Source organism: Mycobacterium sp. PS03-16, assembly GCF_004570325.1.
GTDB lineage: Bacteria > Actinomycetota > Actinomycetes > Mycobacteriales > Mycobacteriaceae > Mycobacterium.
This window is the reverse complement of the sequence record NZ_SPQO01000062.1, coordinates 1-12,242: the sequence shown is the minus strand read 5'-3', so window position 1 is coordinate 12,242 and position 12,242 is coordinate 1. Positions and strand designations below refer to the sequence as shown.

The following is a 12,242-nucleotide window of genomic DNA, read 5'->3' as shown; positions in this document are numbered from 1 at the left end:
GGCGGCGGGGCCGCGCAGCCCGTGCCGTACGGGTCGACGCAGCCGGGCGGTCCGCCCGCGGCGAACGGCAGGGTGGCGCCCGCCGGGACGGCGAAGGCGATGGCCAGTGCGGAGGCGCCGGCGGCCAGGACCGGGGCGCGTTTCAGGTGATCAGTCAGCATGGGGCGGGCTGTACCACCCACGCCGCGGTTCAAACATCGATCACTGCGCTGAGGAGAAATCAGTAGTGGTAGGTGTCCGACGGCGCGGGCATGTGCACGGGTTCGTCCTCGAACTCCGACACCTCGATGCCGTAGGCCCGGGCCAGGTCGAGGATCTTGGTGGCGCGGGCGATGCGCGGCAGGTCCGAGCCGTTGCGGATCTCGCCGCCGTCCCGCTCGAACTCGGCGAAGAACTCCTTGGCCCACGCGATCTCGTCCTGCGAGGGCGACAGTCCCTCGTTGACCACCGCGCACTGATCGGGGCTCAGGCAGATCTTGCCGGTCATCCCGAACTCCGCCGACACCGCCGTCGCCTCGATCAGCTTGAGCGCGCTGGACCCGATGGTCGGGCCGTCGATCGCGCTCGGCAGATGCGCCGCCTTGGCCGCGATCGTGAACCGCGACCGGGCGTACGCCAGCGTCGCCGGGTTGTCGCCGAAGCCGGTGTCGCGGCGGAAGTCGCCGATGCCGAACGCGAGCCGGAACGTGCCCTTGGCCGCGGCGATCTCGGTGATGCGCTCGAGCCCGCGCGCCGTCTCGACGAGCGCGACGATCGGCACGCCGGGCAGCCGCTTGGCCGTCTCGGTCACGTGATCGACCGATTCGGCCATCGCGAGCATCACCCCGCCCACCGCCGTCTCGGCCAGCGCCGCGAGGTCCTCGGCCCACCACGGCGTGCCGAACCCGTTGACGCGCACCCAGTCGGAGTTGCCCGCGCCCAGCCACTGCACGACGTTGTCGCGGGCGGCGTTCTTGTCCTTGGGTGCGACGGCGTCCTCGATGTCGAGGACCACGATGTCGGCCCGCGAGCGCGCGGCCGGCGCGAACCGGTCGGCGTGCGCACCGTTGACCAGCAGCCAGCTGCGCGCCAGCACCGGATCGAGGCGCGAACCGACGTCCTCGGAGTCATGGCTGTCGAATGAGCCCTCGTCGTACACGGCACTCATGGTCCCACCCGCCGAGCCGGGGCCCGCGGGACGGTGGGTCAGCGCGGGGCGGGCGGCGGAGGTGGCGGTGGCACGGGCAGGCAGAGCCCGGTGGCGGTGTCGAGGTACTTGCCGGGCAGACAGAACGGCGCGCAGCCGTTGGTCACGCCGGTCTCGCCCGGCAGGCAGGCCCCGGCGGCGGCCGGTGTCGCCACGGTGGCGACACCGAGCGGCGCGAGGGTCAGCGCGGCGACCGACAGCGCCGCGGTCAGCAGTCGCTTCGCTGGGTACGCCATGGTGCCTCCTCGATGACCTGCCTCACTGTAGGGCGAGGCGAACCCGACCAGGGGCGGTTCGGCTCAGACCGTCTCCGGCAGCGTTGCGCCGGTCGCGAGTTCGGCGTACTGGCGCATCAACCGCAGCGACGTCATCCGGTCCATCAGCGGATCGCGCGCGACGATGCGGTAGCCGAGGTAGTCCTCCATCGCCATCAGCGTCATCGCGATGTCGCGCGCCGGCGCGCCGAGCCGGAACACCCCGGCCCGCTCCCCCGCGGTCAGCACGTCGGCGTACAGCCCGACCTGCCGGTGATAGATGTCCGATACGTCACGGCGCTGATCGAGTTCGAAGCCGGCCGCCAGTACCGCCCGCCAGATCGACCGCCATTCGGCATCCTCGGGGCCGGTCGGCAGGCCGGCCGCGATGGTCAGCGCCAGCTGTTCACGGCAGTCCTCGGTGCGCGCCACCACGGCCAGCCGGTCGTCGTAGAACCGCACGTCGGAGCGCAGCGCCAGCTCGGCCAGCAGCTGGTCCATCTCCTTGAAGTAGTAACGCACCGCGTTGGCGGTCAGCCCCAGCTCGGCGGCGACGTCGGCGATGCGCAGGGTGGCCAGATCGTGCCGCTCGATCAGCGCGATCGCGGCGTCGAGGATCTCCTCCCGGCGCTCTGCCTGGCGATTGGGGCGTGCCACGGGTACGGGGCTCCCTTCGTCTCGGTCGCTCGATTGTCGCCGTCCTCTTGCGCGATCCGGATCACAGGCCCATTATTTTCCAAATAGGAAAAGAACGGGAGGCGAACGACCTCCCCCGGAAGGCCCCATGCGAGCACGAGACCTCGGCGTCGGCGTCGGTGACCACCCCACCGGACCGCACAACGCCATCACCGACGTCGACGGCGTCCGGGTCGGCTACACCACCCTGCAGCAGGACGGCCCACCCGCCGTCCACACCGGGGTGACCGTCGTGATGCCCCACGACGACATCTGGTCGACCCCCGTCTTCGCCGGCGCGCACCGGCTCAACGGCAGCGGGGAACTCACCGGCCTGGAGTGGATCCGGGAGTCCGGCGAGTTGACCTCGGCGATCGGGCTGACCAACACGCACGCCGTCGGGGTGGTCCGCGACGCACTGGTCGACGCCCAGGTGGTCGCGCGCGGCGAGGGGCTGTACTGGTCGCTGCCCGTGGTCGGCGAGACCTACGACGGCCTGCTCAACGACATCAACGGCCACCACGTCCGCGCCGAGCACGTGCACGCCGCACTGGCCACCGCCGCGGGCGGTCCCGTGGCGGAGGGCAACGTCGGCGGCGGCACCGGGATGATCTGCCACGGCTTCAAGGGCGGCACCGGCACCGCGTCGCGGGTCACCGACACCAAGGCCGGCCGCTACACGGTCGGGGTGCTGGTGCAGGCCAACCACGGCCGCCGCGAACGCCTGCGGATCAACGGCGTGCCCGTCGGCGAGCTGATCGGCCCCGACGCGGTGCCGCTGCCCGAGATGCCCGCCCGGTACGAACCCGGCTCGGGCTCGATCATCGTGATCGTCGCGACCGACGCTCCGCTCCTGCCACATCAGTGCACCCGGCTCGCGCAGCGGGCGGCCCTGGCGGTCGGCCGCCTCGGCGGCACCGGCGAGCAGTACAGCGGCGACCTGATGCTGGCGTTCGCGACCGGCAACCGCGGGATCCCGCCGTACGCCTGGGACGAGGACACCGACACCGACCGGCCCGAGGTGCCGCTGCGGATGGTCGCGCCCCAGCTGATGACGCGGCTGTTCGACCTGACGATCGAGGCCACCGAGGAGGCGATCATCAACGCGATGGTCGGCGCCGCCACGGTCACCGGCCGCGACGGACGCACCGTGCACGCCCTCGACCACGACCTGCTGCAGCGGGCGATGGACCGATCCCCACTCCGTGACTCCCGGGAGGCCTGATGAGCACCGACACCACACCCACCGCCGGTGAGCGGCGGCTGCACGGCAGGCTCGGCCCCGTCGGCATCGTGTTCATGGTGGTCGCCGCCGCCGCGCCGCTGACCGTGATCGGCGGCAACATGCCGCTGGCGATGGGGTTGGGCCCCGGCGCGGGCGCACCGGTCGGATTCCTGATCGCCGCACTGGTGCTGCTGGTGTTCAGCATCGGCTTCGTCGCGATGACGCCGTACGTGCCCGAGGCCGGCGCGTTCTTCTCCTACGTCACCCAGGGGCTCGGCCGCAGGCCCGGCACCGGGATCGCGGCGGTCGCGCTGATCGCCTACACCGCGATACAGGTCGGCATCTACGGCTACATCGGCTGGGCGATCGGTGACACCGTGACGTTCTACGGCGGCCCCGAGCTGCCGTGGCCGCTGTACTCGTTCGCCACGCTGGCGATCGTCGCAGTCCTCGGCTACCGGCACATCGAGCTCAGCGCGAAGGTCCTCGGCGTCGCGCTGATCCTCGAGATCGGCATCGTGGTGCTGCTCGACCTGGTGATCGTCGCCGATCCCGGCCCGGCCGGCCTGACGCTGACCTCCTTCGACCCCGCGGTCTTCACCAGCGGGCCGCTGGGCATCGCGGTGCTGTTCGCGCTGACCGGGTTCATCGGGTTCGAGGCCACCGCGGTGTTCCGGGACGAGGCGCGCGACCCCGAGCGCACCATCCCGCGCGCGACCTACGCGGCGGTTCTGATCATCGGCGGCTTCTACGCGCTGACGGCGTGGGCGTTCGTCGTCGCGATCGGGCCCGACCAGGTGACCGAGGTGGCGCAACGCACGCTCGACGGTGAAGGCAACATGCTGCTCGACACCACCGACGACAAGCTCGGCCGCATCGGCCGCGATGTGGTCAACGTGCTGCTGCTGACCAGCCTGTTCGCCTGCGTGCTGTCGTTCCACAACGTGATCGCCCGCTATCAGTTCGCCCTCGCCGGTAAGGGCCTGCTGCCGCAGCGGCTGGCGAGCGTCCACGACCGGCACCACTCCCCCGCGTTCTCCTCGGTGGTGCAGACGGTCACCGCCGCCGTGATCGTGGGCATCCTCGCCGCGCTCGGGGTCGACCCCCTGGTCGGGGTGTTCGGCTCGATGGCCGGAGTCGCGACGGTCGGGATGGTGCTGCTGATGCTGACGACATCGGTGGCGGTCCTGGTGTACTTCACCCGCCACCGCGACCACGCCGGCGGCCGCGTCTGGCAGACCCGCATCGCCCCGGCGCTGGCGTGCGTCGGTTTGCTGGGCAGCCTCTACCTGGTGCTGACCAACTTCACGCTGGTGACCGGCGGCAGTGCGGCGCTGAGCACGGTGCTGGCTGCCATTCCGTTCGTCGGCTTCGCGCTCGGCTGCCTGGCCCGACGCCGGCGGGCGTGAGCGCGCAGGCTCATACGCAGCCGCGCCACACGGTGTCGAGCAACTGTGTCAGCGCCGGCTCGTCCAGCGCGGGCAGCCCGAACATCAGCCGGTAGTACGCGGGCGCGAACAGCGCGTCGACGACCACCTCCACCTCGAGGTCGGCGCGCAGCTCGCCGGCGGCGACGGCGTCGAGCAGCACCGCGGTGACGGCGGCCCGGCGTGGCAGAAGCCACTGGTCGAGCAGCGCGACGGCCACGTCACGATGGGTGGCGGCCGCCGCGATCACCCCGCGGACCAGCGGTCCGGTGGCCTGGTCTGTCAGGATCGCGTGCAGCGCCTCCAGATGGTGGGCGAGCGTGGCGCGGGTGTCGCTGCCCGCGGGGCGGGTGATCGAGCCGCGCATGGTGTCGAGGAGCCCCTCGAGCACGATCGCGGCCGCCGACGGCCACCATCTGTAGATCGTGGTGCGGCTGACGGCCGCCTTCTTGGCGATCGCGTCGATGGTCGCCGCGCCCGTTCCACCGGACAGCGCCAGGTCGGCGGCTGCGGCCAGCACCGCGGCCCGGACCTCGACATTGCGCGGCCGGCCCCGCCGGCCGCTCTCGATGTTTGCGGCGCCGGCCGGGGCGCGTGTACCGTCTTTAGTGGACACTCTGTTCAGTATATTCTCAGCTTTCGATTGCACCCCGAGGTTTCCCCGATATCCATGCGTCACGTCAGAAGTTCGTCGCTCACCATCGGAACCACTCTCGCGGCGGCAGCCCTCACGCTCGGCCTGAGCGCCTGTGCACCCACCGACACGCCGGCGGCGACGTCCCCGCCCGGCCTGCCGACCAGCGTGTCGAGCGCACCCTCCTCGGCGCCCACCTCCGCGCCCAAGGAGAACAGCTCGGCCGTCGTCGACTACTCGCGGTTGCTCATCCAGCCCGCTGACATCAGCAGCGCCACCGACACCTTCGTCACCCGCTCCACCGTGCCCAACCGCCGCGGCGGTCAGGGCGTGTCGGCACTGTTCGTGAACCAGGACGACACCCGGGCGGTCGGGGTGACCATCAACGTGCTGCCCGACGCCGACGCCGCGAAGGCGGCGCTCGACACCACGCTGCACGCGATCAACGCGACCGTCGCCGGCGGCACGCCCGAGCCGGCGCCGGTCGGCAGCAACGGCACCGTCATCGCAGGCACCGCCCCCGACGGCTCCAAGGATGTGACGGTGCTGCTGTTCACCGAGGGCCCGTCGGTGACGCGGATGGAGTTCCAGAGCGCCACCGGCGACCCGACACCGCCCGATGTCGTCATCGACATCGGCAAGAAGCAGGCGATCGCGCTGCGCGCAGGCCTGCCCGCCGTGACCGGTTAGCCGCGCCACCGGCGGGTGGATCTGCCACGCGGCGCGGGTAGACAGCTCCGGTGACTGATCTTCGCGCCGATCTGCTGCAGGAGCTGCTGCACGCCTACGGACCGTGCGGACAGGAGGACGCGGTACGGGCGGTGTGCCGCCGCGAACTCGAACCCCACGTCGACGAGATCTGGGTCGACGAGGCCGGCAACCTGGTCGGCGTGATCCGCGGCGACACCGGGGACACCGCGGGCACCCGGGTGCTGGCCCACATGGACGAGCTGTCGATGCTGGTCAAGCGCGTCGAGCCGGACGGCAGCCTGCACCTGACGCCGCTGGGCACCATGTACCCCGCCAACTTCGGCCTCGGGCCCGTCGCGATCCTCGGCGACCGCGAGACGCTGACCGGCGTGCTCACCCTCGGCTCGGAACACACCACCAAGGAGAGCCAGCGGATCTGGGAGACCAAACCCGATCAGGGCGACCAGTCGCTGGACTGGCTGCACGTGTACGTGTTCACCGGCCGCACCCCCGACGAGCTGCGCGCCGCCGGCATCGGCCCCGGCACCCGGGTCTGTGTGGACCGCAGCAAGCGCACGCTGGTGCAGTTCGGCGACTACCTCGGCTGCTACTTCATGGACGACCGCGCCGCCTGTGCCGCGCTGCTCGACACGGCGCGGCGGCTGCGCGGATCCGGTGAGCGCCCGGCCGGCGACGTCCATCTCGTGTTCACCACCAGTGAGGAGATCGGCGGGGTGGGCGGTTCGTACGCCAGCCGCACGTTGCCGGGCGAACTCACCGTCGCGCTGGAGGTGGGACCCACCGAGGCGGAGTACGGGACCACGTGCAGCGGCGGGCCGATCGTCGGGTACAGCGATGCGATGTGCGTCTACGACAAGGACGTCGCGGACCGGTTGATCGCCATCGCCGACGAGTGCGGCCTGTCCCCGCAGGCCGCGGTGCTCGGCGCCTTCGAATCCGACGCCTCGCACGCCAAGGCGACCGGCCTGACCCCGCGCGCCGCGCTGCTGTGCCTGCCGACGCTGAGCACGCACGGCTACGAGGTCATCCGGCGTCAGGCGGTCACCGAGATGGCCGACGTCCTGGTGGAGTTCCTCCTCCATCCCGTCGCCGCATGAGCCATCCCGACCAATCGGATGGTCGGGGGGTGGACAATCGTGGGGTGGGGTCACGCACGGAGGTCGTCCGGCGCTGGTGGCGGCTGCCGGATCACTTCGATTGGCTGACCGGCTATCTGCAGAGCCGCGGCATGATGCCTGCTGCCCGCCTGGTGCTCACGGCGATGGTGACCTCGCTGGCCCTCGTTCCGATCATGCTGGTGTTCACCTCCTTCGGCCCGTCGACGACCGTCGGTGTGGTGGTGTCGGTGCTGGCCGGGATCGCGGGCATGTCGACGATGGGCTTCTACGTCCGCCGGTGGCCGACCCGCGCGCAGTCCCTGGCGGTGTCGTTCGTCGCGGTGTGCTGTGTCTCGGCGGCGTGCCTCGCGCAGTCCGATCCGCTGATCGGGCTCATCGGCTGCGTCGGATTCGTCACGCCGGCCGGGTACGTCGCGTTCCTGCACACCTCCCGCTACACCGGCTACATCTTCGCGGCCGCCTTCGCGGTCGCCGCCTTCAGCGCGGTGCGGCTGGCCGTCGCCGGTCAGCCGATAGGGGCGTTCGCGATCTTCTGGCTGGTCATGGTGCTCAACGCCGTCGTCCCGTTCGGCATCCAGACGATCGTGCACGCACTCGGCGCCGACGTGCTGCGCTCGGAGTGGGATCCGCTGACCGGCCTGCTGACGCGGCGCGCCTTCTACCGCCGGCTGTCGGGGGTGGTGTCCGCCGACGGGACCCCCGACCGCAACCTGCTGGTGGTGGTCATCGACCTCGACCGGTTCAAGCTCCTCAACGACACGCACGGCCACGCCGCCGGCGACCGCGCGCTCATCGCGGTCGGCCGCGCCCTGTCGAAGTACTCCGACGACGGGGCCCTGGTCGGCCGCACCGGTGGCGAGGAGTTCGTCGTCGCGACGGTGTCCTCGGCGTCGAATCCGGCGCCGCTGGCCACCCGGCTGTGCGCGGCGATCGCCCGGGTGCCCGCCCCGGTGACGGCCAGCGTCGGGACGGCCTCCGCCCCGCTGGTGCGGCTGCGCGTGACGGGCTGGCGCGCCGGCATCGACGAGACCATCACCGCCGCCGACACCGCGATGTACGAGGCCAAACGCGCCGGCGGCAACCAGGTGCGGCACGGCACCATCTCGGCGATCGACGACGCGGTCTGACCGCGCGCGGTCACAGCCCGGGCTGGTCCTCGATCAGCCCCAGCCAGATCGCCGCCGCGTCCATCGCGACCTTCTCGCTGATGAACGCATGCTGGGTGCCGGTGTACATGTCACGGAAGGCCCGCTCCAGTCGGCTGCCGTCCCGGATCGCGGTGGCGCCGGCGACCAGGTGTGCCCATTCGGCGCAGGCGCGGGCGGTGTCGGTGGCGTAGACCGCGGCCACGCGCATGTCCGCGCGCAACCGCGGGGTGAGGTCGGCGCCGCCCGCGACGGCCGCCTCGGCGGTGCCGAACGCGTCGAGGACCAGCAGCCGTGCCGCCCGCCAGGCCGCGACGTGGTGGGCCAGCCCCTTCTGGAAGGTGGGGCGCCCGGCCAGCGACGCCATATCGCTCATCCGCACCTTCGTCGCGGCCAACTCCTCGACGTCGTCGAGCATGCTCTTGGCCACACCGAGCGCCCACGCCGCGTGCCCGGCCGCGGTGACCGGCATCAGCCCCATCCGGGTGGCCGGTGACCGGCCCCGCAGCGGGGCGCGGGTGAACAGCGCGAAGGTGCGGTGGTTCGGCACGAACACGTCTTCGACGCGGTAGTCGTAGGACCCGGTGCCGCGCAGCCCCTGCACATGCCAGCCGTCGGTGAACGTGACCTCGGCGCGGGGCAGGACGGCGACCCGCATGTCGGGCACGCCCTCGCTGAGCCAGCGCATCTCGCCGTCGTCCATCGGCAGGAAGCCGGCCGCGACGTACTCGGAGTGCCCGGTGCCCGAGCCGAAGCTCCACGCGCCGCTGAGCCGGTAGCCGCCGGACACCGCGTGGCCCTGCCCGTTGGGGAAGAACTGCCCGCCCATCGTGACCCGGTTGTCGTGGGCGGTGAACACCTCGGCGAAACCGTCGTCGGGCAGGTAACACGCCGCGGCGAACGACGACGGCAGGTTGGCGATCCCGATCCAGCCGAATGACCCGTCCTGCCAAGCCATCTCGATCCAGGTCTCGATCATCTGCGCGAACGACGGTTCGGTTCCGCCGGCCTCGGCGGGATTGAACGCCGACATCAGCCCGCAGGCCCACATCGCGTCGATGATCGCCGGGGACAGCGTGCGCCGCGCCTCGGAGTCGGCGGCCTCTGCGCGGACGAGATCACGCAGGCCGCGGGCCGTCTCCAGGGTGCGGTCGCCCGCGATCGACGTCATCGTCGTACTCCCGTCCCGCTCGCGGCGCGCCCGCGCCGCCTGTCCCTCGGCACCGTACCCGGTCAGTCCGGCCGCACCGTGCTCAGGCAGAACGGATGCCCGGCCGGGTCGAGCAGCACCCGCCAGGCCGCCGAGGCGGGCTGGTACTCCGCCTCTCTGGCGCCCAGCGCCAGCGCCGCCGCCACCGCCGCGTCGAGATCGTCGACGGCCAGGTCCAGGTGCATCTGCTGGCGCTGCGGCCCGTGCGGCCACGACGGCTCCACGTACGTCTCGGCGCGCATCAGCGTCACCATCGGACCCGCCCCCGACAGCGACACCACCCCGCGGTCGGATGTCGCGAACACCTCCTCGAGCCCCAGCAGGTCGCAGTAGAAGCGGGCCAGCACATCGGGATCCGGGCAGTCGATCGAGATCGAGGCGAGCGTCCCCACGGGAGTGGTCATGGCTCGAGGGTAGCCGCGCCGGTCACCGCACGACCAGTGTGTGCGGGCCGCGCGGCACCAGCTCACCGATCACCGGTGCGCCCGGGATCTCGCCGGCGATCAACAGCCCGCCGGAGGTCTGCGCATCGGCCAGCAGCAGCGCCTCGTCGTGGCTGACCGCTGACAGATCACTGTGCGGCGCAACCCATTCCAGGTTGCGTCGGCTGCCGCCGCTGACGTATCCGGCGGCCAGCGCGGCGCGGGCGCCGTCGATGTAGGGCACCGCCGCCGCGTCGACCACCGCGGTCACCCCGCTGGCCCGGGCCAGCTTGTACAAATGCCCGAGTAGTCCGAATCCCGTGACGTCCGTGGCGGATTCGACGCCCGCGGCGACCGCCGCGGCGGCGGCGCCCGCGTTGAGCGTGGTCATCACCGCGATCGCCTCCTCGAAACGTTCGCCGGTGGCCTTGTGCCGGCTGTTGAGTACCCCCACCCCGAGCGGTTTGGTCAACGACAGCGGGGTGCCGGGTTTCCCGGAATCGTTGCGCAGCAACTTGTCCGGATCGGCGATACCGGTGACGGCCAGGCCGTACTTCGGCTCGGGGTCGTCGACGCTGTGCCCGCCGGCCAGATGTGCGCCTGCGGCGTTGCAGACGTCGAGCCCACCGCGCAGCGTCTCGGCCGCCAGTTCGAACGGCAGCACCTCGCGCGGCCAGCCCAGCAGGTTGACCGCCACCACCGGCCGCCCGCCCATCGCGTACACGTCGGACAGCGCGTTGGTCGCCGCGATCCGGCCCCAGTCGTAGGCGTCGTCGACGACGGGCGTGAAGAAGTCGGTGGTCGCGATCAGCGCGGTGTCGCCGGCGATCCGGACCGCGGCGGCATCGTCGCCGTCGTCCAGCCCGACCAGCAGCTCCCCGAGCGGATCGCGCGGCCCGGCCCCGGTCAGCCCCCGGACCACGTCCTCGAGTTCACCGGGCGGGATCTTGCACGCGCAGCCGCCGCCGTGGGCGTACTGGGTCAATCGGTAGGCCATGGCCACCATGCTGCCTGCCATGATGGGGCCATGGCACGAGGAGGCGTATCCGGTCTGGTGACCGGCACGGTCTTCAAAATCGTCGAGCGGCAGGAGCTGCCGCTGGCGGGTTCGATTCCCGTCCGCCTCCGCCATCTCACCGCGGCGATTTCGGTGTACTTCGTCGCGCTCACCGCGACCGGCTACACCGAAATCGCGAGGGGGTGACGGCCGTGACCGACCCGCGCCGCCGCGTCCCGCGCACCGACACTCTGCTGGCCGACCCGCGACTGGCCGAGGCCGAACGCACGCTGGGCCGGACCACGGTCAAGGCCATCATCGGCGAGGCCCAACAACTCGCGCGGGCCGGGGTGATCGCGCCCGAGGACGTGGCCGACCACGCCGCCGGTGCGCTGCCCGAGGCGGCGGCGAGCCTGCGCCCGGTCATCAACGCCACCGGCGTGGTGGTGCACACCAACCTCGGCCGGGCCCCGCTGTCGGCGGCGGCCGTCGACGCCGTGGTGACCGCCAGCGGCGCCACCGACGTCGAGTTCGACCTGTCCTCGGGCCGCCGGGCCCGCCGCGGCCGGGGTGCGCTGGCCGCACTGGCGCGGGCAGTGCCCGCCGCAGGCGGCGTGCACGTGGTCAACAACAACGCCGCCGCGCTGCTGCTGGTCGCGATGGCACTGGCGCCCGGCCGCGAGATCATCGTCAGCCGCGGCGAACTGATCGAGATCGGCGACGGGTTCCGGCTGCCCGAGCTGATGGAGTCCACCGGCGCGCGCATCCGCGAGGTCGGCACCACCAACCGCACCCACCTGCGCGACTACACCGACGCGATCGGACCCGACACCGGCTTCGTGCTCAAGGTGCACCCGTCCAACTACCTCGTCTCCGGGTTCACCTCGGCGGTCGGCATCGGCGACCTGTGCGGGCTCGGCGCGCCGCTGGTCGTCGACATCGGCTCGGGTCTGCTCACCCCGCACCCGGTGCTGCCCGACGAGCCCGACGCGACGACCGCGCTGCGCGACGGCGCCGATCTGGTCACGGCCAGCGGCGACAAACTGCTCGGCGGTCCCCAGGCCGGGCTCCTGCTGGGCGACGCCGGGCTGGTCGAGCGGCTGCGCCGGCATCCGGCCGCCCGCGCGCTGCGCGTCGACAAACTCACCCTGGCCGCGCTGGAGGCGACGCTGACCGGGCCGCCGCCGCCCGTGGAGCGCGCGCTGAGCACCGACGTCGCCGACCTGCGCGCCCGCGCG

Annotated in this window: 13 protein-coding genes and 1 tRNA gene; 7 read left to right on the top strand and 7 right to left on the bottom strand. The window is 72.1% G+C overall.

From position 1 onward, the window contains the following. Window positions 1-220: 220 nt before the first annotated feature. The 3 genes from E4P42_RS26370 to E4P42_RS26360 all read right to left on the bottom strand — a co-directional run bounded on the left by E4P42_RS26370 (window position 221) and on the right by E4P42_RS26360 (window position 2,097). Window positions 221-1,147, bottom strand: coding sequence for a CoA ester lyase (locus tag E4P42_RS26370; RefSeq protein WP_135129588.1), 927 nt, complete (start codon window positions 1,145-1,147; stop codon window positions 221-223). Window positions 1,148-1,185: 38 nt separating this feature from the next. Continuing rightward, window positions 1,186-1,422, bottom strand: coding sequence for a hypothetical protein (locus E4P42_RS26365; protein ID WP_135129587.1), 237 nt, complete (start codon window positions 1,420-1,422; stop codon window positions 1,186-1,188). 63 nt (window positions 1,423-1,485) lie between these two features. After that, window positions 1,486-2,097 carry a TetR/AcrR family transcriptional regulator gene (locus E4P42_RS26360; protein ID WP_135129586.1) on the bottom strand — a complete coding sequence of 204 codons (612 nt, stop codon included), beginning with the start codon at window positions 2,095-2,097 and terminating at the stop codon, window positions 1,486-1,488. A gap of 127 nt (window positions 2,098-2,224) precedes the next feature. Here E4P42_RS26360 and E4P42_RS26355 point away from each other — a divergent pair, with 127 nt between their 5' ends. Together E4P42_RS26355 and E4P42_RS26350 are read left to right on the top strand one after the other, a co-directional pair. Continuing rightward, on the top strand, window positions 2,225-3,340 hold the full coding sequence (locus tag E4P42_RS26355; protein ID WP_135129585.1) for a P1 family peptidase: 1,116 nt from the start codon (window positions 2,225-2,227) through the stop codon (window positions 3,338-3,340). Next, on the top strand, window positions 3,340-4,749 hold the full coding sequence (locus E4P42_RS26350) for an APC family permease (protein ID WP_135129584.1): 1,410 nt from the start codon (window positions 3,340-3,342) through the stop codon (window positions 4,747-4,749). The genes E4P42_RS26355 and E4P42_RS26350 overlap by 1 nt, the downstream gene beginning before the upstream one ends. A 10-nt stretch (window positions 4,750-4,759) precedes the next feature. On the opposite strand, the gene E4P42_RS26345 is transcribed toward E4P42_RS26350, so the two are convergent. After that, a complete protein-coding gene (locus E4P42_RS26345) occupies window positions 4,760-5,383 on the bottom strand; it encodes a TetR/AcrR family transcriptional regulator C-terminal ligand-binding domain-containing protein (RefSeq protein ID WP_371287091.1) in 624 nt (207 codons plus the stop codon). Window positions 5,384-5,437: 54 nt separating this feature from the next. Between E4P42_RS26345 and E4P42_RS26340 the strand changes: the two genes are divergently transcribed. From E4P42_RS26340 to E4P42_RS26330, 3 genes are read left to right on the top strand one after another with little or no spacing between them, the layout of a single operon-like run. Further along, window positions 5,438-6,091, top strand: a complete 654-nt coding sequence (locus E4P42_RS26340; RefSeq protein WP_135129583.1) for a hypothetical protein — start codon at window positions 5,438-5,440, stop codon at window positions 6,089-6,091. Between the two features lie 50 nt (window positions 6,092-6,141). Further along, complete coding sequence (locus E4P42_RS26335; protein ID WP_135129582.1) at window positions 6,142-7,209, top strand: M42 family metallopeptidase; 1,068 nt, start codon at window positions 6,142-6,144, stop codon at window positions 7,207-7,209. A 44-nt stretch (window positions 7,210-7,253) separates the two neighbouring features. Further along, entirely contained in the window at window positions 7,254-8,357 is a 1,104-nt protein-coding gene (locus E4P42_RS26330; protein ID WP_245234246.1) for a GGDEF domain-containing protein, read from the top strand. 10 nt (window positions 8,358-8,367) lie between these two features. On the opposite strand, the gene E4P42_RS26325 is transcribed toward E4P42_RS26330, so the two are convergent. The 3 genes from E4P42_RS26325 to selD form a co-directional block, all read right to left on the bottom strand. Continuing rightward, window positions 8,368-9,546: an acyl-CoA dehydrogenase family protein gene (locus E4P42_RS26325; protein WP_135129580.1), complete on the bottom strand. Its 1,179-nt coding sequence runs from the start codon at window positions 9,544-9,546 to the stop codon at window positions 8,368-8,370. Window positions 9,547-9,608: 62 nt separating this feature from the next. Continuing rightward, window positions 9,609-9,989: a VOC family protein gene (locus E4P42_RS26320; RefSeq protein WP_135129579.1), complete on the bottom strand. Its 381-nt coding sequence runs from the start codon at window positions 9,987-9,989 to the stop codon at window positions 9,609-9,611. A gap of 22 nt (window positions 9,990-10,011) precedes the next feature. Continuing rightward, window positions 10,012-11,025 (bottom strand): selenide, water dikinase SelD, encoded by a 1,014-nt coding sequence (selD, locus tag E4P42_RS26315; RefSeq protein WP_371287090.1) that lies wholly within the window; start codon window positions 11,023-11,025, stop codon window positions 10,012-10,014. 18 nt (window positions 11,026-11,043) lie between these two features. Here selD and E4P42_RS26310 point away from each other — a divergent pair. Together E4P42_RS26310 and selA are read left to right on the top strand one after the other, a co-directional pair. Next, window positions 11,044-11,138: transfer RNA gene (locus E4P42_RS26310), tRNA-Sec, on the top strand. A gap of 78 nt (window positions 11,139-11,216) precedes the next feature. Next, window positions 11,217-12,242 (top strand): L-seryl-tRNA(Sec) selenium transferase (gene selA, locus E4P42_RS26305; protein WP_135129578.1); only part of this gene is annotated, 1,026 nt, incomplete at its 3' end.